The sequence below is a fragment of the Cryobacterium sp. TMT1-3 genome, from assembly GCF_004402315.1.
Taxonomy (GTDB): Bacteria; Actinomycetota; Actinomycetes; order Actinomycetales; family Microbacteriaceae; genus Cryobacterium; species Cryobacterium luteum.
Genome location: NZ_SOFW01000034.1, coordinates 120479 through 143416, shown reverse-complemented (window position 1 = coordinate 143416; position 22938 = coordinate 120479). Strand labels below are relative to the sequence as shown.

Genomic DNA, 22938 nt, shown 5'->3' with positions numbered 1-22938 from the left:
CCCCCCAAATTTGTCGTCGGGCGGATGCCGGTGGTCGTCAGCCTCCCTGCACACTGATTACTCTTGAACCCATGAGTTCCACCGACCCCCTGCGCAACCTCGGTGTGCGCTTGACCAGCGCCGGTGGCGAACTCCGTGTCTGGGCCGAGCACGCCGACGCCATGGAGTTGTGCTTGTTCGACGACACCGACCCGAACTGGATCATCAAGAGCGTGCCGATGACCATGGACGTGCACGGCGTTTGGTCCGGCAAATCGCGCACCCTGTCACCGGGGCACCGCTACGGCATCCGGGTGTCGGGTCCGGCGAGCCCTAAGAACTCGTTCCACCCGGAGAAAACCCTGATCGAACCGTATTCTCGTGGTTTGGTTCGGGTGGGAGCCGGGCTGTGGCAATCCTCGGTCGTCGACGACTATTTCGACTGGAACGGTACCGCAAAACCGGCAACGGCCCTCGACCACACTGTGGTTTATGAGGCGCACGTGCGCGGCCTCAGCCGGCTGAATCCGCTGGTTCCGGCCGCGCTGCGTGGAACCTACGCCGGGCTCGCCCACGAATCGACCATCGCCTATCTGAAAGACCTCGGCGTGACCGCGGTCGAGCTGCTGCCGGTGCAGGCGTTCGTGTCGGAGCAGCGACTGATTAAACAGGGTCTGATCAACTACTGGGGGTACAACACCCTCAATTTCTTTTCCCCGCACGCCGACTACGCCACCCAGGCAGCCCAGTCTGCCGGGCCGGCAAGCGTGCTGCGTGAGTTCAAGGGCATGGTCAAACTGTTGCACGAGGCGGGGCTCGAGGTCATCCTCGATGTCGTCTACAACCACACCGCTGAAGAGGGTCGCAACGGTCCGGTCACCAGCCTGCGCGGCATCGACAACTCTGCCTACTATCGGCAGGACGAGTCCGGCGCGTACATCGATGTGACCGGCTGTGGCAATACGGTCAACTTCAGCCACGACGTGCCGAAACGTCTCGTGCTCGATTCGCTGCGCTACTGGGCCAACGACCTGCAGATCGACGGGTTCCGCTTCGATCTCGCCGCGACGCTCGGGCGGGACGCCGGCGTCGTCTACGACCCGGGGCATCCGCTGCTCACCGAGATTCGCGACGACCCGGAACTGGCCGGAGTGAAACTCATCGCTGAACCGTGGGACGTCGGCCAGGGCGGCTGGCAGACCGGCAATTTTCCGCCAGGCTGGACCGAGTGGAACGACCGCTACCGCGACCGCATGCGGGATTTCTGGCTGTCCGATATGAAGAGCCTGCGCCTGACCGGCTCGGCCGGCAGCGGCATCGGCCGGTTCGCGACCCGCGTCGCTGGGTCGTCGAACACCTTCTCCGAAGCTCGCGGACCGCTCGCCTCGCTCAACTTCATCACCGCCCACGACGGGTTCACCCTGGCCGACCTGACCGCCTACGACGTGAAGCACAACCTCGGCAACGGCGAGTCGAACCGGGACGGCACCGACAACAACAACTCCTACAACCACGGGGTCGAGGGTCCGACCCGCGACGTGGCTATTCTGGCGACGCGGCGCAAAGCCATGCGCAACATGCTCGGCACGCTGCTGCTCTCGGCCGGTATTCCCATGCTCACCGCCGGCGACGAGTTCGGGCGCAGCCAGCGCGGCAACAACAACGCCTACTGCCAGGACAGCGAGCTGACCTGGCTCAACTGGGACTTCGACGACTGGCAGCAGGACTTGCACCGGGTCACGCGCCGGCTGCTGCAGTTGCGGCGGGAGAACCCGGCTCTGCGCCCCGTGCACTTCGGTCGGTTCGGCGAGACCACGCCGAGCGCGAGCCAGCTGGACTGGTACAACATGGCCGGCGAGGTGCTCACCGGTGATGCCTGGAACTCGCCGACCGAGCGCACCCTGCAGTACATGGCGGCGTCCACCCCCGAACACGAAGCCTTCAACCGCATTCTGCTGGTGATCAACGCGAGGGAGCAGGACGAGACGGTCACCCTGCCCGCGCACGAGGGAGTGGATGCCTACACGCTGCTCTGGGATTCCGGTCACGACGATCTGCGCGATTCGGTCATCGAGCACGCGCCGGGTACCCCCCTGTTCGTGTCCGGCGCTTCGATGCAGCTGATGCGGGCGCACGGCGCCTTCGTGCCGCGCCGCACACCGCTGGCCTAGCCCGCCGGGCTGGGCCAGCGGGCTAGTTCGCGAGGGCGACCAGGCCCATTTCGGCCGGGCTGATCAGCAGATCATTCCGGGGAACGACGCGCACTGTGTACCCAAACGCTCCGGCCCGGTCGAGTTCGACCGTTCCGGTGAAGAGGGTGGCGCCACCCGGCGGGGCTTCGTCGGGCGATGCCGGTTCGAGCGCCGCAATGGCCACGTCGCGCAATTCATCGGTGCCCAGGCTCTTGCCGTAGACGACCTCGACCGTCACATCCTCGGGTGCCAGCCCGCCCAACTGCACGTGTGCGCGCAGGTGCAGGTCATCGCCAACTTCGGGTACCGACGAGACGCCGCCGGATTCAACGTGGGTCACCGCCACCTGCGGCCAGGCCGACACGATCCGCCCCTTCCACGCCGCCAGTTCGCGGGCGGCACGGTAATTGTTGGCCGACATGAGCGCTTCGTAGTGCCCGGCGGGGCGGTACAGGCGCTGCACATACTCGCTCACCATGCGGTCGGCGGACAGTTGCGGCGACAGGGTGGACAGGGTGTGACGGATATTGGATACCCAGCGTTCCGGAACGTCGTCGGCGTTGCGTTCGTAGAAGGTCGGCGCCACCTGGTGTTCGATCAGGTCGTAGAGCGCCTCGGCCTCGAGCCGGTCACGTTCGGCGGGGTCGCCGGCCGAATCGGCTGACGGAATGGCCCAGCCGTTTTTACCGTCGTAGTATTCCGGCCACCATCCGTCGAGGATCGACAGGTTCAGCGCGCCATTGAGAGCGGCTTTCATGCCGCTGGTACCGCAGGCTTCGAGCGGGCGGAGCGGATTATTGAGCCAGACATCCGTTCCCGGATACATTAGCTGCGCCATCGCGATGTTGTAGTCCGGCAGAAAAGCGATGCGCGTGCGCAGAGCCGGATCGGCGGCGAACTGAACGATTTTCTGGATCAGCCGTTTGCCCTCTTCGTCGGCGGGGTGGGACTTGCCGGCGATGACGATCTGAATCGGATGTTCCGGGTGCAGCAGAAGGGCGCGCAGTCGTTCCGGATCGTGCAGCATCAGGGTGAGGCGCTTGTAGGTGGGGACGCGGCGAGCGAATCCGATGGTCAGCACGTTCGGGTCGAAAACCCGGCCGATCCAGGCCGGCGGGATGCCGCCGGGGTTCTGGTCGCGCCAGGCGCCCAGCAGGCGGCGGCGGGCATCCTCGACGAACTGCAGGCGCATCTGACCGCGCACCGACCAGAGGTCCTGGTCGGAGACCTCGTGCGAGGCCCAATTGGCGATCGTCGTGTCGCTCGTGCCGAGCTTGGCCTGCGCGAGGCTCTTCAGTGCCGGGTCGGTCCAACTCTGAGCGTGCACACCATTCGTGATCGACGTGATCGGAACATCCGCTGAATCAAAACCGGGCCAGAGTCCGTTGAACATGCGGCGGCTGACCTCGCCGTGCAGGGTGGACACGCCGTTGGCGTGCTGGCCGAGCCGCAACCCCATGATGGCCATATTGAACACTTCGGAGGAGCCGCCGGCGTAACTTTCCGCCCCGAGCGCGAGCAGGTCGTCCACGTCGACGCCGGGCAGCAGATCGGTGCCGAAGTAGCGACGCACGAGCGAACGCTCGAACCGGTCGATGCCGGCGGCGACCGGGGTGTGGGTGGTGAAGACGGTCCCGGCCCGGGCCACCTGCAGGGCTTCCTGAAAGCTCAGGCCCTCACCGATCAGGCTGGAAATGCGCTCGAGACCGAGGAACCCGGCGTGGCCCTCGTTGGTGTGGAAGACCTCCGGCTCCGGCAGGCCGTGCAGCGAACTCCACAGTTTCACGGCGCGGGCGCCGCCGATGCCCAGCAGCAGTTCCTGCAGCAGTCGGTGTTCGCCGCCGCCGCCATAGAGACGGTCGGTGACCAGGCGCAGGTCGTCGGCATTTTCGGGGATGTCCGCGTCGAGCAGCAGCAGGCGCACCCGGCCCACCTTGGCCTGCCAAACCCGCGCGTGCAGCGTGCGCTCGTCGGGAAGCGCGAGCGAGACCTGCACGGCCGAGCCGTCGGCGTGGCGCAGCACGGCGAGCGGCAACCCGTCGGGGTCGAGCAGCGGGTAGCTTTCCATCTGCCAGCCGTCGGGCGAGATGGCCTGGCTGAAGTACCCAGCACGGTAGAACAGTCCAACGCCCACCAGCGGCAGGCCAAGGTCTGAAGCGCTCTTGAGGTGGTCACCGGCCAGGATACCGAGCCCGCCCGAATACTGCGGCAGGGCGGCGGCGATACCGAATTCCGGTGAGAAGTACGCGATTGCGGCGGGCTTTTCGCCCTCGAGTCCCTGGTACCAGCGAGGCTGGTCGAGATAGTCACGCAGCCCGTCGCGGGTGGCATTGACCTCGCCAACGTAGTCGTGGTCCTGCGCGAGCTCGTCGAGGCGACGTGGGTCGACAGCGCCGAGCAGAGCGACCGGATCGGTGCCGATCTCGCGCCACAGATCCGGGGCAATACGCTCGAACAGCTGTCTGGTGGGCTCATGCCACGACCAGCGGAGATTGCCGGCAAGCTCCTCGAGAGCCGCGAGCGGCTCGGGGAGAACGGCGCGGACGGTAAATTTGCGGATGGCCTTCACGAGGTCAACCTTAGAGGTGTCACGTGTCCAATACGTAACACCGAAATTCCTGCGTCCGGGCGAGCCGAGCACAAGACGGGAGCCATGGCCACGCTTTCACGCTACGGTCGTGGTGTGGCCAAGACAGCAACGAAAAAGACGACCCTGCCGACAGCATCGAGCAGCGCCCCCACGGCCGTGTCCACGGCTGCGAGCAGCGCCGGCGCATCCGTTGGTCGAATCCCGATTCTCGACCTCTCTCCTCAGCTGAACGACAATCTCTGGCCGGCCCGCGCCTTCGTCGGTGAAGTCGTGCCGTTCGCAGCGACCGCGTTTCGCGAGGGGCACGACCTCATCGGTGTCGAGCTGCAGCTCACCGCCCCCGGCACCAGCACCACGCGGCATCCCATGGCACTGCAAGCCGACGGCACCGATCGCTACGGTACCGAGGCTCAGCTTGGCGCTGCGGGCCGCTGGACCTATCGGGTGCGCGCCTACGCCGACGACTTCGCCACCTGGGAACACAACGCCGCGATCAAGATTCCGGCGGGCATCGACGTTGAACTCATGTTCGAGATCGGTGGTGCACTGCTCCGCCAGGCCAGTGCCGACACCGCCCGACCGCTCGCCGCACGCCGACTGTTCAAGGCCGCTGCGGCCACCCTCGCCGACACCACAAAGCCCGCCACCGAACGTCTGCTCGCCGTAGCGGATGCCGCGCTCCGGCAGGCCATCGCAGCCCACCCCCTCGCCGGGCTGGCCACTCTTTCAGCCGAACGCACCATCATCGTCGAACGCACCAGGGCCGGGGTCGGCTCCTGGTACGAATTCTTCCCCCGCTCGGAGGGTGCCGTGCGACGGCCCGACGGCAGCTGGCAGAGCGGAACTTTTCGCACCGCGGCCAAGCGACTGCCCGCCGTCGCGGCCATGGGCTTCGACGTGCTCTACCTGCCGCCGATCCACCCGATCGGGCAGTCCTGGCGCAAGGGCCCCAACAATTCGCTCGAGGTCGCACCGGGCGACCCCGGCTCGCCGTGGGCGATCGGCTCGAAAGACGGTGGCCATGACGCCATCCACCCCGACCTCGGCACCGTCGCCGACTTCACGTTCTTTCTGAAGACGGCAGCCTCGCACGGCATCGAGGTAGCCCTCGACTTCGCGCTGCAGGCCTCGCCGGACCACCCCTGGGTGCAGGAGCATCCGGAATGGTTCACGACCCTCCCCGACGGCACCATCGCCTACGCCGAGAACCCGCCGAAGAAATACCAGGACATCTACCCGATCAATTTCGACAACGATCCCGCCGGCATCCGGGCCGAGGCGTTGCGCCTCGTTCGGTACTGGATCAGCGTTGGGGTGCGCATCTTTCGGGTGGACAACCCCCACACCAAACCTCTCGATTTTTGGGAATGGCTCATCGGTGAGGTCAACGCCTCCGACCCCGACGTGGTCTTCCTCGCCGAAGCGTTCACCCGGCCGGCCCTCATGCAGGCGCTCGGCAAGGTCGGCTTCCAGCAGTCCTACACGTACTTCACCTGGCGCAACACGAAAATCGAACTCGAAGAGTTCTTCGACGGCCTCGCCACCGATACCCCTGATTTTCTGCGCCCGAACCTGTTCGTGAACACCCCCGACATCCTCACCGAATACCTGCAGTTCGGCGGGCCGGCGGCGTTCAAGATCCGGGCAGCCCTCGCCGCGACGGCCGCGCCGACCTGGGGGGTGTACGCCGGCTTCGACCTGTTCGAGAACGTCGCCCGGCCGGGTGCCGAAGAGAGCATCGACAACGAGAAATACGAGTACCGACCGCGCGACTGGAGCAAGGCGGAGGAGCTCGGAAAATCCCTTGCGCCGTACCTCACGCTTCTGAATCGCATTCGGGCGGACCACCCGGCGCTCGGGCAGCTGCGCAACCTCGATATCCACGCCAGTGACGACGACTCGATCCTCGTCTACAGCAAGTACCTCGACGCCGCCTACACGGGCACCGGCCAGGTGGATGCCCTCATCATCGTCGCCAACGTCGACCCGCACTCGGTGCGCCAGACGGTCGTGCACCTCGACGTGACCCGGTTCGGCATTGCCCGCGGTGACACTTTCGACGTGCACGACCTCGTGTCGGGCGCCACCTGGACTTGGTCAGCCGACAACTTCGTTCGCCTCGACGCCTTCAGCGAACCGGTGCACATCCTGCACGTCACCCCCCACGATCCGGGCCACGCATGAGCGGCGACAAGAAAAAAGACAAGAAGAAGCACTCGAGCAAGCACCAGAAAGGTCAGGGAAAGAACATCGACGGCAAGAAGGGTCAGTCCCCGAAGACACACTCCACAAAGGCCACGAAGCACGCGGCCCCCACCGAACCGGCACCGATTCCCCACCACATTCTCGAGGCCGTCGCCGCCGGCAGCTACTACAACCCGCACGAGATTCTCGGCCAGCACCTCGCCCACCAGGCCGGCGTCTCTGACCCACTCGTCACCATCCGCGCCCTTCGTCCGCTCGCCACCGAGGTGTTCGCCATTCTGGCCAGCGGCGCGCACGTGGAACTCGCCCACCTCGCGCACGGCATCTGGCAGGGTGAAAGCACCCTCGGACTCACCGACTACACGATCGAGGCCCGCTACCAGGATGCCCCGCCCTGGATTTGCGATGACCCCTACCGGTTCATTCCGACGCTCGGCGAGCTGGACCTGCACCTGATCGGGGAAGGCCGCCACGAGCGTCTCTGGGACGTTCTGGGGGCCCACCACCGAGAGCACGGAGGCGTCACGGCCGCCTCCACCGGTACCTCCTTCGCGGTCTGGGCGCCGCACGCCAGAGCCGCCCGCGTCATCGGCGACTTCAACGGCTGGAACGGCACCACCCACGCCATGCGCAACATGGGCAGCACCGGTGTCTGGGAGCTGTTCATTCCGGGCCTCGAACTCGGCACCAGGTACAAATTCCAGCTGCGCACGCAGTCCGGCGCTTGGGTCGAGAAAGCCGACCCGATCGCCCGGCTGGCCGAGGTTCCGCCGCTGACGGCGTCGGTCGTCACCGCATCGCACTACGAGTGGGCGGATGCCGCGTGGCTGGCCAACCGCGAAGCCAACGATCCGCACAATCAGGCAATGAGCGTATACGAGATGCACGTCGGCTCCTGGCGCCCCGGCCTCGGCTACCGCGACCTCGCCGATGAGCTCGTCGGCTACCTGCAGGAACTAAGCTTCACGCACGTGGAATTCATGCCCCTCGCGGAGCATCCGTTCGGTGGTTCCTGGGGCTACCAGGTGAGCGGCTACTACGCGCCGACCAGCCGATTCGGCTCCCCCGACGACCTGCGCTACCTGATCGATCGGCTGCACCAGGCCGGCATCGGCGTGATCATGGACTGGGTGCCCGGCCACTTTCCCAAGGACGACTTCGCCCTGGCCCGCTTCGACGGCCAGGCCCTCTACGAGCACCCCGACCCGCGGCGGGGTGAGCAGATGGACTGGGGCACGTACATCTTCGACTTCGGCCAGATGCAGGTGCGCAACTTCCTCGTCGCCAACGCGCTGTACTGGCTCGAAGAGTTCCACATCGACGCCCTGCGCGTCGATGCCGTCGCATCGATGCTCTACCTCGACTACTCGCGCGAAGACGGCCAGTGGGAGCCGAACAAGTACGGCGGCAACGAGAACCTCGAGGCGATCAGCCTGCTCCAGGAGATCACCGCGACGGCGTACAAGCGCAATCCCGGCACGATCATGATTGCCGAGGAATCCACCAACTGGGGCGGGGTGACAGCGCCGACCAGCGGCGGCGGACTCGGGTTCGGGTTCAAGTGGAACATGGGCTGGATGCACGACTCTCTCGAGTACATGCAGGTCGACCCCATGTACCGGTCGTACCACCACAATGACATCACGTTCTCGTTCATCTACGCCTTCAGCGAGAACTTTCTGCTGCCGATCAGCCACGACGAGGTCGTGCACGGCAAGGGCGCCCTCGTCTCGAAGATGCCGGGCGATTCCTGGCAGCAGCTCGCCAATGTGCGCGCCTACCTCGCCTTCATGTGGGCGCACCCCGGCAAGCAGCTTCTGTTCATGGGCAGTGAGTTCGGGCAGCGCTCGGAGTGGAGCGAGGAACGCGGCCTGGATTGGTGGATGCTCGACCAGCCCGCCCACCGCGGCCTGTTCAACCTCGTCGGCCAGCTCAACCGCGTGTACCGCGACAACGCGAGCCTGTGGAGCCGCGACAACGACCCGGGCGGCTTCGAACTGCTCGATGGCGGAGCAGCGAGCCAGAACGTCGTGTCATTTCTGCGCTGGGACAACCACGGCGTACCGGTGGCCTGCTTCTTCAACTTCGCCGGGCAGCCGCACACCGACTATCGGGTGGGTCTGCCGTTCGCCGGGCAGTGGGAGGAGATCCTCAACACGGATGCCAGCGATTTCGGTGGCTCCGGCGTGGGAAACCAGGGAGCCGCCCAGGCCTACAACGAGCCCTGGGCGGGCCGGCCGGCATCCGCTACCCTGACCCTGCCACCTCTGGCTGGTCTCTGGTTGCGCCTGCGCCGCTAAGTCATTCTGCGGCAGCGCAGGAAGTGCCCGTTTGACTGAGTTAAACGGACACTTCCTGCGCTCCGGGGAACGACGAGATCAGTAGAGCAGGGCGGCCAGGCGGGACCGGGTGGGGGCGACCCGGGGGTCGTCGGTGCCGATGACCTCGAACAGTTCCAGGATGCGCTCGCGGATCGTGTTGCGACCCGGCGCCGGCTGGGCCGGGAACAGGGTCAGCAGCCGATCGAAAGCGTCCTCGATGTGACCGCCAGAGAGGTCAAGGTCGGCGACCAGCAGTTGCGCGTCGAGATCGTCGGGAGCGGATGCCGCCCCATTGCGGATCTGGTCGATGGTCTTGCCCTGCAGCCGGGCAAGCAGGCTGACCTGGGCCAGTCCGGCCACGGCCATGGAGTCGTTCGGGTTTTGGGCCAGGGCCGTGCGGTATTCGCTCTGGGCGGTGGCGTAGTCGCCGGCCTCGATGGCCGCGTAGGCCTCCAGGTGGTGCGGCGGCAGCGGCTCGTCGACCACGGCGGCCGGCTCGGCGTCGGCGGCCACTCCGGCGGCCTCGGCTGTACCGGTCACGCCCTGCTGGGCGGCGAGCTCGAGCACCCGACCGAGCACATCGGCGATCTGTTCCTCAGCGAGCGGGCCGGTGAAGAGCTGCACCGGCTGACCGGTGATGACGGCGGCGACCGTTGGTACGGACTGGGCCTGGAAGGCCTGCGCGAGCTGAGGGTTCGCGTCAATGTCAACGCGCGCCAACACGAACTGGCCGGCGAGGCCGGTGATGAGCTGCTCCAGCACCGCCATGAGCGTGGTGGAGGGCTCGCTCCACGATGCCCAGAGTCCGACGATGACGGGAACACGGGAGGAGAGTTCGAGCAGGTCGCCGAAGTTTGCGTCGGTGCCGTCCAGAACAAGGCTCGGAACTGTGACGGGCGCGGTGGGCGCTGCCGGCTCGCCGACGGGGGCGCCCGAGACGGGTGCGCCGACGGGCGCTCCGTTCCTGGCGGTCGGCGGGGTACCGGCCGGGGCGCGGTTCACGAGGGAGGAGAGGTCGACCGCTCCGCGCAGGTTCGATCCGGAAGGGGGCATGTTGGTCATGGAAGCTCCGCCGATGTGATGAGGCCCTGAGCGAAGCCCAGAAGCATGATTTTTTCGCTTGAACCGGCTGTGGGCACGTAGAACAGCAGCTGGTCGCGGTAGGTGTTTTGAAAGCCCTTGGTCGTCGTGGTAATGCCGGACAGCGCCTTGGCGGCGAGGGCATCGCCCGCCGGGCCCACCGTGGCACCTTCCTGAACGGGCTTGACCGTTTCGGTCTCCGTCATGCTGACGGCCACGATGCTGCCGGAGTCGTTGGTGGCCAGGGCCACGGCCTCGTCGCTGCCGGCGGCGGCGGCGAATTCGATCGACGCGGTCGACGGCAAAGCGGCGACCTTGGCGGCGTTGAGATCAGCAACCTGAATTCGGAAGTTGTCGCCGTCGCTCTCGAACAGGCCGTACGAGGGGCTAGCTTCACCCTGCAGCAGGATTTCGGCGTAGGCGGCTGCCAGCCCATCCGGCGGCAGCAGCAGCAGCTTGTTGTCCGGGGCGATGGCCGGGGCGCCGACAACGGCCGGGGCCACTTCCGGAACGTGTGCCGACTGCTCGAGGGCGAACAGGTAGTCCACCTGGTAGTTGCTGCGGGGCGATTCCTGCTTGAGCATGACCGCCATGGTCGGAATGCTGGGATCGTTTTCGTCCTGGATAACGGTCATGACCACCCGAGGCCAGGAATTGGTCTGCTGGGGCAGGGTGAAGGTGATGGGGGCACCGGGCAGGGCGACGAGCGGGGCGACCGCCGGATCGACGGCACGGATCTTGTAGTTGGCGAGGCGCTGTTCCAGGGCGGGCCCGGTGAATCGCGTGGCCAGGGTATCCGCGTTGAGGCTCGTATCGGCGTCCGCAGTGAGCAGTGAGATCTCGCTCATGATGGTCTCCAGCTGGGAGACAGTCACGGCGGGCGGCGGCAGCTCGGCGGCCGCTTCGACCGAATCGGTGGATTGGGGCGTCGGTGTGGGAGTGGCGGTAGCGGTGCCGGCCGGGCTGAAATCGGGCCACAGGTCCGCTGAACAGCCGCTCAGGGCCAGACCGGAAACCAGCACCATGGGAATAATGGCCACCCGACGGGTGATTCCCCGCCGTGACGCGGTGATCTGACTGGCCTTGATCGCCTTCGGACGGGGGGCACGGGGCAATCGTGGCATGCGCGGGCCGCGCGGAACGTTGCGACGCGGCCGACGCGAGCGACGCAGGTGCAGCAGGGCCAGCAGGTACAGCACGAGGCCGGCCAGCAACAGCAGGGCACCGCCGGCGAGAAGCGGGCCGGCCCACGGGGTGGAATTGTCCGAAGCCCACGACAGACGGATGTTCGCCGGCGCCGGTGCGACGCCGTCCGAGGCGATGATCACCGAGATGCCCTGCGGCAGGGTCAGCGTGGTCGTCAGGGTTCGAGTGCCGCTGTATTCCTCGAGCCAGAGGTCGGAGCCGGCCGGGTTCACGATCGCGGCGGTTTCCTCCGTTGAGACGGCATCCGCTGCCGCAGCATCGTCAGCCGGTGTGTCCTCATCATCGGGAACGACAGCCTCGGTGGTGGTGGAGGTCAGTTCACCGGTCTCGTCGTTGAAACCGACGGTGCTGTACGCATCCGTGCCGATCCAGGCGGCCACGTCGTCGGAACGCCCGTAGGCGAGGAAGATTGTGCCGTCACCGCGCACGTTGATGGTCTGACTGCCCGACGAGGCTGCGAGTGCGCTCGGATCGATCACGGTATAGGTCGTGTCGCCGGTCACGGTGGTACTCAGGGAGGTGAAGGCGGGCTCGAGCAGGATCGTTCGCTGAGCGATGCCGAGAACGATCATCACTGCTGCAAGAACGAAGGCCACGATGGCAAGAACAAAACGCACGTATCACCCTTCAGCATTTCCGCTGGTTGGTACTGTCTGGTCGGGACTGGTCTGTCACTCCGGCTGATTCACGCACCTGAAGCTCGTCAGACACGGACCTTCTACGTTACTGCGTTCTGCTGAGAGGTGCCTAATAGCGGGCGGGAGCGCCTCGAATGGCGGGCGCGTACGTGGCGGGACGGAACCCACTAAAATTGAGCTGTCCCGTCATGCATGATCCATCGAGGGCCGGGGCCCATTTGTAAGGAGCACACGTGTCTGACGACGAAGCTGAATTCACCCAGGTATTTCGCGGCTACGACAAGGATGAGGTCGCCAAGGCCATCCAGTCGCTGCGCCGCGAACTGATCCAGGCGAACACCCAGAACGCGGAAGCCGGCCGTGAGGTCAAACGCCTCGCCGGTCGTATCGACGATCTCAACGCCGAGATCGAAGAGGTCGGGAGCCCCACGTTCTCCGGTCTCGGTACCAAGCTGGAGAACACCCTGCGCGTCGCGGAGGAACAGTCCACCCGCGTGATCGCCCAGGCCGATATCGACGCTGAGAAGCTGCGCGCCGCGACCAACGACGAGGTGCACCTGCTGCGCCAGAACGCAGTGGAGCAGGCCGAACGCACCCTGTCCGATGCCGCCGTCAAAGCCCGTCGGGTGCTCGATGACGCACGCGTCGAAGCGGATGACATGCGCGCCCGCGCCCAGGACGAGCAGGCCCAGATCACTCAGGATGCCACTCGCGATGCCTCACTGATTCGCGGTGCTGTCGCCACCGAGGCGGCCGAAGCGCGGGCCACGGTGAAACGCGAGGTGGCGGCCGTCCGCTCTGAGGCAGATCGGGAAGCAGCTGAAGTGCGCGTCGTCGCCCAGCGGGAAGCCACCGAAGCCCGCGAAATCGCGGCCGGACTGACCCACGAGACCGAACTCACCCGCGCCGAAGTGGCTCTGGAACTCGATCAGCAACGCGCCGACCTGCAACGCGAAACCGACCAGGCCCGCGTCGATCTCGCGGCCGAAACGGAGCAAGCCCGGGTCGACCTGGCGCGGGAGACCGGCGAGGCCCGGATGGCCGGCGCCCACGAGGCCGACCAGGCCCGCACCCTGCTCGCCGCTGAGGTGGAGCAGGGTCGCATCGACTTGGCCCGCGAAGTCGAACAGGCCCACGCGGTGACCGAGGTGGAACGGGAACAGGCACAGACCGACCTCGTCCGGGAGCTCGATCGTAAGCGTGCCGGACTGGCCCGCGAGATCGAACAGGCCCGTGCCGCACTCGCCGCCGAGGTGGAGCAGGCCGGTGCCGACCTCGACCGCGAGAATCAGCAGGCTCGCATCGACGCCGAGGCCGAGGCCGAGCAGGCCCGCATCGACCTGGAGAACCAGCTCACCGCCACCCGCCGCAAGGGCGAGCACGAAGCCAGCCGCCTGGCCCGAGAAATCGACCAGACCCGCGCCGACTTTGATGTCGAGCTCAAGGCCCGCCGGGACGAGGCCGAGCAGGAGCACCTGTCCCGTCATCAGGAGGCCGTGGCCCAGACGCAGAAATTCCAAGCGGATGCCGCCAAACAGCTCACCGAGACCACCGACCGCACCCTTGAGCTGCGCGTTCTCAACGAACAGCTCGACGCCGGCGCCCGCGAGGAGGCCAAGGCTAACAAGGACCTCGCCGAGGAGCGTGCCGAGCGCATTCTCAGTGACGCTCACGCCACGGCCACCGCCCTCGTCACGGACGCCACGACACGTTCACGCACCCTCGTCGCCGACGCCGAAGATCGGTTGTCGCAGATTAGGATTGAGCGCGACGCCGTGGCCGGGTACTTTGAGAGCCTGCGCAGCGTTTTGACCCAGGCAGAACGGGTCGCAGCCGAGTAATTCCCTACTCCTGGAGACTCCACGTGAAAATTCAGAACGCCTTCCGGTTCGGACTCGTCGGGACCCTGGGGGTGGGGCTGGGGCTGCTGATCATCACCTCGGTGATCACCCTGCAGACGATCATCATCTATGTCGGGGCCGCGCTGTTCATCGCGCTCGGCCTCGACCCGGCGGTGTCCTGGCTGGAGAAGAAGAAGTTCCCTCGCTGGGCCGCCATTTTCACCGTGGTCGCCGCCGTGCTCGGGGTGCTGACGGCAGTGATCTTCGCGATCGTTCCGATCATCGTCGACCAGGTGTCCAAGCTGTCCAAGCTCATTCCGGAGCTGGTCAAGGCCGTGAACAGCTCAACCTTTCTGAGCGATCTGCAGAAGCAGTTCCCCGGCCTCAATATTGGCGAGATCTCCAAGACGATCACCGATTTTCTCGGCGGCAACCTGACCAACATCACCGCCACGGTTGTGCAGTCGGGGCTCGCCTTCGTCAACGGCCTGTTCGGCGGCCTCATCATCCTCATTCTCACGCTCTACTTCACGGCCTCGCTGAACAGCATGAAGCGGGCCACCTACCAGCTGGTTCCGGCGTCCAAGCGGGAACGCTTCACCGACATCAGTGAACAGATCACCACGGCCGTCGGTCGCTACATCGTGGGGCAGGCCGCCCTGGCCTCGGTCAACGGCGTGCTCAGCTTTATCTTCCTGTCGATCATCGGAGCGCCGTTTCCGGCGCTGCTCGCGTTCATCGCCTTCCTGCTGTCGCTGATCCCGCTCGTCGGTACCATTTCGGGTTCTGTCATCATCGTGCTGACCTGTTTGATTCCCGAGATCGGCAGTTCACCGCAGACGGCTCTGGCCGCGGGCATCTACTACCTCATCTACATGCAGGTCGAGGCGTACGTGCTCAGCCCGAACATCATGAACCGAGCCGTGTCGGTGCCGGGCGCGGTCGTCGTGATCGCAGCCCTGGCCGGCGGCAGCCTGCTCGGCATTCTCGGCGCGCTGATTGCCATCCCGGTGGCCGCCTCGGTCATCATGATTGTCAAACAGGTCGTCATCCCCCGCCAGAACGAACTCTAAGCTCCGGCGCGCTGGTCTAGCACGCGGCGGTTTCCGGTGCCGTCCACTCGGTCGGCAGCGGCAGCGCACCGGGGTTGACGGTGGCGACAATCTCGGTCAGCACCCGGCGGGTGAGGTTCTCCCCCACCCACAGGTGTTTGCCGCCCTCGACCGCGACCAGGCGCAGGTCGGGCACACTCGCAAACCGCAGGCGGGCAGCATCCGGTCGCAGGTAATCGTCGAACTCGGGAATGAGAGCCACCAGGGCGCGTTCGTTGCCGGCCCAGGCCGCCAGTTCCTCGTTGCTGGTGCGGTGCAGCGGAGGCGACAACAGGATGGCTCCGCGAATGGGATGTTCCAGTCCGTACTTGAGGGCGAGTTCGGTGCCGAACGACCAGCCGAGCAGCCAGGGGTTGGGCAGCTGGCGCTCGGCGACGAAGGCCATCGCCGCGGCGACATCGGCCCGTTCGGTCAGTCCATGGCCGAAGTCGCCGTCACTTGTGCCACGTGGCGAGGCGGTACCGCGGGTGTTGAACCGCAGCACGGCCAGGTCGGCCAGCGCGGGCAGCCGGTTGGCGGCCTTCCGCAGAATATGCGAGTCCATGAAACCGCCGGCGGTCGGCAGCGGATGCAGCGTCACGAGCGTTGCCACCGGAGCACGGCCGACCGGGGTTGCTAGTTCGCCGACCAGGGTCAGGCCGTCGCTCGTGTGCAGTTCGATGTGCTCGATGGTGGCGGGCAGTTCGATGCCGCCACGAATATCGACCGAGGCGGTCACCGGTCCTCCTGAATTCTCGGGTTCACTTGATTTTCCAACAGTGCGAGTGCCAGTGCCGCCGGTTGGCGAGGTCGGCGGCGTCGCCGAGCACCCCGTCGCCGCGCCAGGTGACGATGTGTGCCGTGCCCGGCACGATATCGATGGTGCACCCCGGGCACAGGTAGGTTTTGACGGCCTGCTTGGCGGGAACCGGCTGCACGTGCCACAGACCATCGCGTCGTACTTCGCTGCGACGCCAGCCCGCGAGCAGGTGGTTCAGGTCGCCGGTTTCATCGTCGTCGGCGGGCTGCGGGGCTTTGCGGCCTCGGGGTCGATTGCTGCGCGCCATGATTCCAGTCTAAAGTGCGGGCCCGCAGGCCCGGCACCAGCCTGGTATCAATACCAGCCGGACGCCTGCGATTTCGCCCATGCGCCGCACGGAGTGCCGTACCGGTCGGTGATGTAGCCGAGGCCCCATTCGATTTGGGTTCCGGCGTTGGTGGCCCAGTCATCGCCCGCCGTGGCCATTTTCGAACCGGGAAGTGCCTGCGGAATTCCGTAGGCTCCGCTGGAACCATTCTGAGCGTTGACGCGCCAGCCGGACTCTTTCTGCCAGAGCGAAACAAGGCAGTTGTACTGGTCTTCGCCCCAGCCGCGACCGGCCACAGCGTCGTAGGCATATGCCTGGGCGGAGCCCGGATCGGGGACGGCGGCCGACGGCGCGGTGAAGCTCGCGGTCTTCTTCTCCACCGCGACGACAACCGGAACGGGCTTGGGCTTCTCGGTCACGGCGTAGCCGTCGCGAGTGATCGTATTGGCATAGCTGCCCGCTACGAGCACGGCCTGCGCCGGACCATCGTCGGCCGTGCTTCCGGCGATCTGAAAGTACGGTGACGCGGTGGCACCCGAGTAGGGATCAACGACGGTGACGAGCACAAACGCACAGGCTGCCGTGAACCCGAACAGAAAGTGGGCCGGCTTCACCCGCGGCCGAGTTCGACGAACGATCGGCTGTGCCGCGGCCGAAACAGTGTCGATTGCCTTCAGATGCCTACCCATTAGTAGACGACCTTAGTCGACAAATTTGAAAACAACCAAGTAACAGTACCCAAATCAGCGAACCGCGAGCATCACGTCGACGACGCTGTCCAGCACGAGGTCGACCTGCGCTTCCCGGTATCCGCCCCGTTCAGGGCGAAAAACAGACGTTCGCACCTCATCGACGGTGAGCTCACGACCGTCCTGAAAATACTTGACCAGTTTGTTGGCGAGACGATCGACATCCACTCTTTTGTAACCGACGGCCAACACGCTCGCCCGGGTGAAGCGATGTCCCGGCGGGCGGCTGAGCCGGGCCACGAGCAGGTCGGCGGTCGTCTCGGCGTCGGCCATCCACGCCTGCTCGCCTCGGGCGCTGGTGGACTGAAAGCGCTCCCGCGCCGCGAAGGCATCTTCCAGTCGTTCCAAAGCGGCATCGACGTGTTCGGGCGAGAATCCGCCCTTGTGCATTGCAAAAGCGGTATGACGGATGCCCTCGGCCGTCAACGTCGCGCCGGCTACGGCAGCTTCCGCCTCGGCCTTCTCGGCAACGATGGCGTGAATGGCGTCGGTCCCGTCGGCACCCGCCGTCGGGTCGCCGGGCACAGCCTGGAGCGGGTGAACGTCGGGCTCGGCAGCGGCGGCGATCGCATCAACGGATTCCACCGTGCCGACAGCTGAGCCCGTATCGGCATCCAGGTCGTCATCGGCCGGTTCGGGCTGGTCATAGGCGCGGCGAGCAGCAGCCAGGAACGCTTCGACCTGGCCGACGTTGTAGCCGAGCGTCTTCTTGCCCACTCGGGGAAATATGGTGCTCATGGCCTCATTGTCTCGTACTTGCGTCGTGCCGGAAGAATCGGTCGCACTCACGCGAAGATCAAGTAGAGCGCGTAAGCGGCGGCGGCCGACGGCAGAATCGAGTCCAGCCGGTCGAGAAAACCGCCGTGCCCTGGCAGCCACGAACTCATGTCCTTGATTCCGAGGTCGCGTTTGATGAGCGATTCGGCCAGATCACCGAAGGTCGCGGTCAGCAGAATGACGCCTGCGAACACCAGGCCGAACCACCACGGCTGGTCGAGCATGAAGATCGCCAGCAGCACGCCCGCGACCATGCAGATCAGGCCGGCGCCGATGAAACCCTCCCAGGTTTTCTTGGGACTGATCGAGGGTGCCATCGGGTGCTTGCCGAAGTTGAGCCCGCTCACATACGCGCCGGTATCGGCGGAGATCACCAGGATCAGGAAGGCGAGCGTCCACCACTGGCCCTCGTCCTGCGCCACGAGCAAGACGGCGAAGCTCGCAAGAAAAACGACGTACACCTGAATCAGGATGCCGCCGCCCACGTCGCCGACGACGGAACGGGCCGAGGCACGATGGGACGGAATGACCAGCAGTGCCAGTCGCCAGAGGGCGATCAGCGCGATACCGCCGAGCATGACAAGCCATTGGCCGGTCGCCTCGCCGTAGAACGCCGCAGGAACGATCGCGACCGCCGAAATGATCACCGGGATGCGGGGAACGTTACGGCCGGCGTGCCGCAGGGCCTGCGCCAGTTCGAAGGCGCAGAACGCTACGATCACAATCGCGAAGATCATGAAGAGCTGTTTGATGATGATCAGGCTGACCAGCATGGAGCCGCCGAGGACGAGCCCGATCAGGATGGCCAGAATGAGGTTACGGCCGGTGCGTGCTTCGATGCGTTCGTTCGCCTGGTCGAGCTGGGCGCGAGTGGCTTGTACCTGGCGTTCGAAATCGGCTTTGGTGCTCTGCACCTGCCGTTCGAAGTCAGCGCGCGTCGTCTTCACCTGCGCCCGAAACTCGGCGCGGCTGACACCGTGCCCGCGTTTCTGCGGCTGGTCGTTCCCCGGTTTCTCGGTCATCGGATTCCCTAGATCTCGAGGAGTTCGGCTTCCTTGCGTTTGAAGGCGTCGTCAATGCCGTCCACGTGGCTCTTGGTGATCAGCTCGAGCTCTTTCTCGGCGCGACCGACCTCGTCATCGCCGACCTCGCTCTTGAGCGCGTCGAGCTCATCCTTGGCTTTGCGGCGAATGTTGCGCACGGAGATGCGGGCATCCTCTGCCTTGGCTTTGACGATCTTCACGAATTCCTTACGGCGTTCCGTGGTGAGTTCGGGAAGAGTAGCCCGAATGGTGGTGCCGTCGTTGCCGACGTTGGCGCCCAGGTTCGGGGTGTCACGGATGGCAATTTCAATGTCACGCAGCGCGGCCTTGTCGTACGGGCCGATCAGCATCGTGCGAGCTTCCTGGTTTTGCAGCGAGGCGAGCTGTTCCAGCGGGGTCAGCGTGCCGTAGTAGCTCACCAGAATTTTCGCGAACATCTGCGGGTTGGCGCGGCCCGTGCGCACGGTGCCAAAATCGTCTTTGGCAGCCTCGAGGGCCCGGTTCATGCGCGCTGTGGCGTCGGAAAGAACATCCGCGATCACGGTGACTCCTTTATTGGTGGTGGAACAATTCTAGTTGGAGACGCGAGTACCCAGATCGGTGCCGAGGATGGCGGCGGTGACGTTGCCCTCCGGAGCCATGCCGAACACCTGCATGGGCATGTGGTTATCCATGCACAGGCTGAAAGCGGTGGAGTCGACGACCTTGAGCCCGCGCTGCAGGGCCTCCAGGTAGGTGATGTGGTGGATCTTCTCGGCGTCGGGGTTGGTGCGGGGGTCGTCGGAGTAGACGCCGTCGACGCCGTTCTTGGCCACCAGCACGACGTCGGCGTCGATTTCGAGGGCGCGCTGCGCGGCGACCGTGTCGGTGGAGAAGTAGGGCAGTCCGGCGCCGGCGCCGAAGATGACGACGCGGCCCTTCTCGAGGTGTCGTTCGGCGCGCCGCGGAATGTACTGCTCGGCGACCTGGGTCATCGAGATGGCGGACTGCACGCGGGTCTCGGCGCCGGCCTGTTCAAGAAAGTCCTGCAGGGCCAGGGCGTTCATGACGGTGCCGAGCATGCCCATGTAGTCGGCGCGTCCGCGGTCCATTCCGCGCTGGGAGAGTTCGGCGCCGCGAAAGAAGTTTCCGCCGCCCACGACGATGGCCACTTCGACGTGCTTGGCGCCCTCGGCGATCTCGCGGGCCAGCGAGCTGACGACATCCGGATTCACACCGACGGCACCGCCGCCGAAGGCCTCACCGGACAGTTTGAGGAGCACCCGCCGCTTCTTCACAACCGCGGCGAAGTTCACCGGGCTGGTGTGGGTCATGGGCGTGTTGGCCGTGTCAGTCATTTCGTGCGGGGCCTTCCGAGAGGGGGTGTTACCAAACTATCAAGTGCGCGCGTCTGCCCCCGCCGGGGCACACACAAAAACGGAGGCCGGATCGCTTTCGCAATCCGACCTCCGTCATTTTTTGTTAGGCGCCGACCTTGAACCGGGCGAAGCCCGACACGGTCAGTTTTGCGTCGTCGAGAACCTTCGCGACGGACAGCTTGTTGTCCTTGGCGTAGTCCTGTTCGAGCAGTGCGACCTGCTTGAGGTACGCCTTGACGCGTCCCTCAACGATCTTGGGCAGTGCCGCTTCCGGCTTGCCCTCATTCTTCGAGATCTCGGTGACGATCTTGCGCTCGGTTTCCACGAGTTCAGCAGGAACGTCGCTCGCCGCGAGGTACTCGGGGTTGGCGAACGAAATGTGCTGGGCCACGCTGCGAGCGGTCTCCACGTCGGCTCCGGAGAATCCGAGAACAACGCCGACCTGCGGGGGCAGGTCCTTGCTGGTCTTGTGCAGGTAGATCGAGAACGATTCACCGGTGACGGCGGCAACCCGGCGAAGTTCGAACTTCTCGCCGATGATGGCGGCTTCGCCGTCGATGAGCTCGGCGACGGTCTGCGTTCCAGCGGATGCGGCCAGTCCGGCCTCGACCGTGGTCGCGCCAGCGGCAGCGATCGCGTCGAGAACCTTGTCGGCCAGAACGACGAACTTGTCACCCTTGGCTACGAAGTCGGTCTCGCAGGCGAGTTCGATCATGTACGCGGTCGTGCCGATTTCCTTGGCAGCGACGAGTCCCTCGGAGGTGGAACGGTCAGCGCGCTTGGCGTTGCCCTTGGCACCCTTGAGGCGCAGGATCTCAATGGCCTTGTCCATGTCACCGTCAGCTTCAACGAGGGCATTTTTGGTGTCGACCATTCCGGTGCCGAGGTTCTCGCGAAGAGCCTTGACGTTTTCGAGTGTGAAGTTTGCCATACCGGGTTCCTTACTTGGTCTCGTCGGCAACGACGGTCGCGTCATCGGAGACGGCGGCCAGAACGGCGGCAACCTCGGTGTCGGCGACGGCGTCGGCGATGGTGGGCGCGGCAACGACGGCCTCGTCGGCCGCGACGGTAGCGTCGGCAACCTTCTCGGTCTCGGCAGAGGACTGCGCGGGGGTGGTCTCGGTTTCGGAGGCCTGGAGCAGTTCAGCTTCCCACGCGGCGAGGGGCTCGACTTCGGCCTCCGGCTTGGCGTGACGCTGAATGAGTCCCTCGGCTGCGGCGTCCGCGATGATGCGGGTCAGGAGGCCAACGGAGCGGATGGCGTCGTCGTTGCCCGGGATCGGGTACTGCACGTCGTCGGGGTCGCAGTTGGTGTCGAGGATGGCGATGACGGGGATGCCGAGCTTGCGCGCCTCGTCGATGGCGAGGTGCTCCTTGTTGGTGTCAACAACCCACAGCGCGGACGGGGTCTTCGTGAGGTTGCGGATACCGCCGAGGCTCTTGTGCAGCTTGACGAGCTCGCGCTTCTTGATGAGCATTTCCTTCTTCGTGAAACCGCTCTTGGCGGTGTCTTCGAAGTCGAGCTCTTCGAGTTCTTTCATACGGGCCAGACGCTTGGAAACGGTCTGGAAGTTGGTGAGGAGCCCACCGAGCCAGCGCTGGTTGACGTAGGGCTGGCCTACGCGCTGCGCCTGCTCAGAGATGGATTCCTGGGCCTGCTTCTTGGTACCGACGAAGAGGATGGTGCCGCCGTGGGCAACCGTCTCCTTGACGAAGTCATAGGCCTTGTCAACGAACCCGAGCGACTGCTGCAGGTCGATGATGTAGATGCCGGAACGCTCGGTGAAGATGAAGCGCTTCATCTTCGGGTTCCAACGGCGGGTCTGGTGCCCGAAGTGCACGCCGCTGTCAAGCAGCTGACGAATGGTTACGACGGCCATGTGCCGTACTCCTGTTCTGGTGCGGGCTCGAAAAGCCACACCAATCGGTTTGTGTGATGATCGGTCGATCATCACTCCTGGTGCCCGGCACACGTCCGCCCTGCTTCACGCAAGAATCTCGTGAGACGGGACCGATTGGACATGGCGGCCAAATGGGCACGCGTAGTCAGCGCACAAAGCGCTGCTCGGAGTAGTGTATCACTGCTAGGGGTGCGGGCGCGACCGGGTAGGTCGCCAGCTGGTTCGCCGCCAGCCGCCCCCTCCACCGGCCCGGCCGGGCAGAGATGTCCACCGATCCGCTGGCTGCCCGCCCCGGTCCGCGCCGGCCGGGCAGGGTGGGGACATGCAGAATTTACGTGCGCTGGCGGCATCCGCTTTCATCACCGTGATTGTGGTTCTCGGGGCCGGGTCGGCAACCGGCGCTGCTTCCTCCCCACCACCGGTGGCGGCCGCGCCGACCGGAGCGGATGCCTGGCGCTGGCCACTCGCGGAACCACACCCCGTGACCCGGGCTTTTCTGGCGCCGGCGTCAGCCTATGCGGCCGGGCATCGCGGGATCGACCTCGCTGCCGCGCCGCAGCAGCCCGTGCTGGCACCGCACGACGGCGTCGTCTCGTTCGCGGGCCCAGTCGTTGATCGGCCCGTCCTGTCGATCACGCAGCCGGGTGACGTGATCGTGACGGTCGAGCCGGTGGACTCCGTCGTCGCCGTGGGCGACCGGGTACGAGCCGGGCAAATAATCGGCACCGTGGGCAGCGGCGGTCACTGCCCGCCGGGGTGCCTGCATCTGGGGGTGCGTCTGCACGGGTCCTACGTGTCGCCGCTGCTCTATCTCGGGAAGCTGCCCCGGGCCGTTCTGCTGCCGACGGTAACACCGTGATGCCCTGGCTGGGCCACTCC

The 22938-nt window shown here is 65.7% G+C and carries 18 protein-coding genes; 6 read left to right on the top strand and 12 right to left on the bottom strand.

Annotation, left to right across the window (positions count from 1 at the left end; translation table 11 throughout):
- Nucleotides 1–71 precede the first annotated feature (71 nt).
- On the top strand, nt 72–2150 hold the full coding sequence (glgX, locus tag E3O25_RS11555) for a glycogen debranching protein GlgX (RefSeq protein ID WP_134361196.1): 2079 nt from the start codon (nt 72–74) through the stop codon (nt 2148–2150).
- A 22-nt stretch (nt 2151–2172) separates the two neighbouring features.
- Here glgX and glgP read toward each other — a convergent pair whose 3' ends face one another.
- Entirely contained in the window at nt 2173–4740 is a 2568-nt protein-coding gene (gene glgP / locus E3O25_RS11550; protein WP_092108805.1) for an alpha-glucan family phosphorylase, read from the bottom strand.
- 84 nt (nt 4741–4824) lie between these two features.
- On the opposite strand from glgP, the gene E3O25_RS11545 reads away from it, so the two are divergent.
- Both E3O25_RS11545 and glgB read left to right on the top strand, forming a co-directional pair.
- Entirely contained in the window at nt 4825–6945 is a 2121-nt protein-coding gene (locus E3O25_RS11545; RefSeq protein ID WP_134361195.1) for an alpha-1,4-glucan--maltose-1-phosphate maltosyltransferase, read from the top strand.
- Entirely contained in the window at nt 6942–9266 is a 2325-nt protein-coding gene (glgB, locus tag E3O25_RS11540) for a 1,4-alpha-glucan branching protein GlgB (protein WP_134361194.1), read from the top strand. Before E3O25_RS11545 ends, glgB begins: the two co-directional genes overlap by 4 nt.
- Nucleotides 9267–9344: 78 nt before the next feature.
- Here the strand turns inward: glgB and E3O25_RS11535 are convergent, their stop codons facing one another.
- A complete protein-coding gene (locus E3O25_RS11535; RefSeq protein ID WP_092108813.1) occupies nt 9345–10349 on the bottom strand; it encodes a tetratricopeptide repeat protein in 1005 nt (334 codons plus the stop codon).
- Complete coding sequence (locus tag E3O25_RS11530; RefSeq protein ID WP_134361193.1) at nt 10346–12190, bottom strand: hypothetical protein; 1845 nt, start codon at nt 12188–12190, stop codon at nt 10346–10348. The genes E3O25_RS11535 and E3O25_RS11530 overlap by 4 nt, the downstream gene beginning before the upstream one ends.
- Before the next feature lie 254 nt (nt 12191–12444).
- Between E3O25_RS11530 and E3O25_RS11525 the strand changes: the two genes are divergently transcribed.
- Complete coding sequence (locus tag E3O25_RS11525) at nt 12445–14052, top strand: hypothetical protein (RefSeq protein ID WP_134361192.1); 1608 nt, start codon at nt 12445–12447, stop codon at nt 14050–14052.
- A gap of 23 nt (nt 14053–14075) precedes the next feature.
- Nucleotides 14076–15125: an AI-2E family transporter gene (locus E3O25_RS11520; RefSeq protein WP_134361191.1), complete on the top strand. Its 1050-nt coding sequence runs from the start codon at nt 14076–14078 to the stop codon at nt 15123–15125.
- Between the two features lie 16 nt (nt 15126–15141).
- On the opposite strand, the gene E3O25_RS11515 is transcribed toward E3O25_RS11520, so the two are convergent.
- From E3O25_RS11515 to rpsB, 9 genes are all read right to left on the bottom strand, one after another.
- Nucleotides 15142–15882: an alpha/beta hydrolase gene (locus E3O25_RS11515; protein WP_092108823.1), complete on the bottom strand. Its 741-nt coding sequence runs from the start codon at nt 15880–15882 to the stop codon at nt 15142–15144.
- A 22-nt stretch (nt 15883–15904) separates the two neighbouring features.
- A complete protein-coding gene (locus E3O25_RS11510; protein WP_174721737.1) occupies nt 15905–16210 on the bottom strand; it encodes a hypothetical protein in 306 nt (101 codons plus the stop codon).
- Nucleotides 16211–16257: 47 nt separating this feature from the next.
- Nucleotides 16258–16920, bottom strand: a complete 663-nt coding sequence (locus E3O25_RS11505) for a lytic transglycosylase domain-containing protein (protein ID WP_241988569.1) — start codon at nt 16918–16920, stop codon at nt 16258–16260.
- Between the two features lie 54 nt (nt 16921–16974).
- Nucleotides 16975–17718, bottom strand: coding sequence for a DivIVA domain-containing protein (locus E3O25_RS17525; protein ID WP_092108826.1), 744 nt, complete (start codon nt 17716–17718; stop codon nt 16975–16977).
- A gap of 47 nt (nt 17719–17765) precedes the next feature.
- Complete coding sequence (locus tag E3O25_RS11495; protein WP_134361190.1) at nt 17766–18779, bottom strand: phosphatidate cytidylyltransferase; 1014 nt, start codon at nt 18777–18779, stop codon at nt 17766–17768.
- A gap of 8 nt (nt 18780–18787) precedes the next feature.
- Nucleotides 18788–19342 (bottom strand): ribosome recycling factor, encoded by a 555-nt coding sequence (gene frr, locus E3O25_RS11490; RefSeq protein ID WP_092108831.1) that lies wholly within the window; start codon nt 19340–19342, stop codon nt 18788–18790.
- 30 nt (nt 19343–19372) lie between these two features.
- Nucleotides 19373–20113, bottom strand: a complete 741-nt coding sequence (gene pyrH, locus E3O25_RS11485; protein ID WP_092109129.1) for a UMP kinase — start codon at nt 20111–20113, stop codon at nt 19373–19375.
- A 148-nt stretch (nt 20114–20261) separates the two neighbouring features.
- Nucleotides 20262–21089: a translation elongation factor Ts gene (gene tsf / locus E3O25_RS11480; RefSeq protein WP_092108835.1), complete on the bottom strand. Its 828-nt coding sequence runs from the start codon at nt 21087–21089 to the stop codon at nt 20262–20264.
- A gap of 10 nt (nt 21090–21099) precedes the next feature.
- Nucleotides 21100–22038: a 30S ribosomal protein S2 gene (gene rpsB, locus E3O25_RS11475; RefSeq protein ID WP_134361189.1), complete on the bottom strand. Its 939-nt coding sequence runs from the start codon at nt 22036–22038 to the stop codon at nt 21100–21102.
- A 343-nt stretch (nt 22039–22381) separates the two neighbouring features.
- Here rpsB and E3O25_RS11470 point away from each other — a divergent pair, with 343 nt between their 5' ends.
- On the top strand, nt 22382–22918 hold the full coding sequence (locus tag E3O25_RS11470; RefSeq protein WP_092108840.1) for a murein hydrolase activator EnvC: 537 nt from the start codon (nt 22382–22384) through the stop codon (nt 22916–22918).
- Nucleotides 22919–22938 lie beyond the last annotated feature (20 nt).

Coding starts and splice junctions, on each gene's coding strand:
- E3O25_RS11535 (WP_092108813.1), bottom strand. CDS start 10,349: ATGACCAACATGCCCCCTTCCGGATCGAACCTGCGCGGAGCGGTCGAC.
- E3O25_RS11510 (WP_174721737.1), bottom strand. CDS start 16,210: ATGGCGCGCAGCAATCGACCCCGAGGCCGCAAAGCCCCGCAGCCCGCC.
- glgB (WP_134361194.1), top strand. CDS start 6,942: ATGAGCGGCGACAAGAAAAAAGACAAGAAGAAGCACTCGAGCAAGCAC.
- E3O25_RS11470 (WP_092108840.1), top strand. CDS start 22,382: ATGCAGAATTTACGTGCGCTGGCGGCATCCGCTTTCATCACCGTGATT.
- glgX (WP_134361196.1), top strand. CDS start 72: ATGAGTTCCACCGACCCCCTGCGCAACCTCGGTGTGCGCTTGACCAGC.
- tsf (WP_092108835.1), bottom strand. CDS start 21,089: ATGGCAAACTTCACACTCGAAAACGTCAAGGCTCTTCGCGAGAACCTC.
- E3O25_RS11505 (WP_241988569.1), bottom strand. CDS start 16,920: ATGGGTAGGCATCTGAAGGCAATCGACACTGTTTCGGCCGCGGCACAG.
- E3O25_RS17525 (WP_092108826.1), bottom strand. CDS start 17,718: ATGAGCACCATATTTCCCCGAGTGGGCAAGAAGACGCTCGGCTACAAC.
- E3O25_RS11545 (WP_134361195.1), top strand. CDS start 4,825: ATGGCCACGCTTTCACGCTACGGTCGTGGTGTGGCCAAGACAGCAACG.
- rpsB (WP_134361189.1), bottom strand. CDS start 22,038: ATGGCCGTCGTAACCATTCGTCAGCTGCTTGACAGCGGCGTGCACTTC.
- E3O25_RS11495 (WP_134361190.1), bottom strand. CDS start 18,779: ATGACCGAGAAACCGGGGAACGACCAGCCGCAGAAACGCGGGCACGGT.
- pyrH (WP_092109129.1), bottom strand. CDS start 20,113: ATGACCCACACCAGCCCGGTGAACTTCGCCGCGGTTGTGAAGAAGCGG.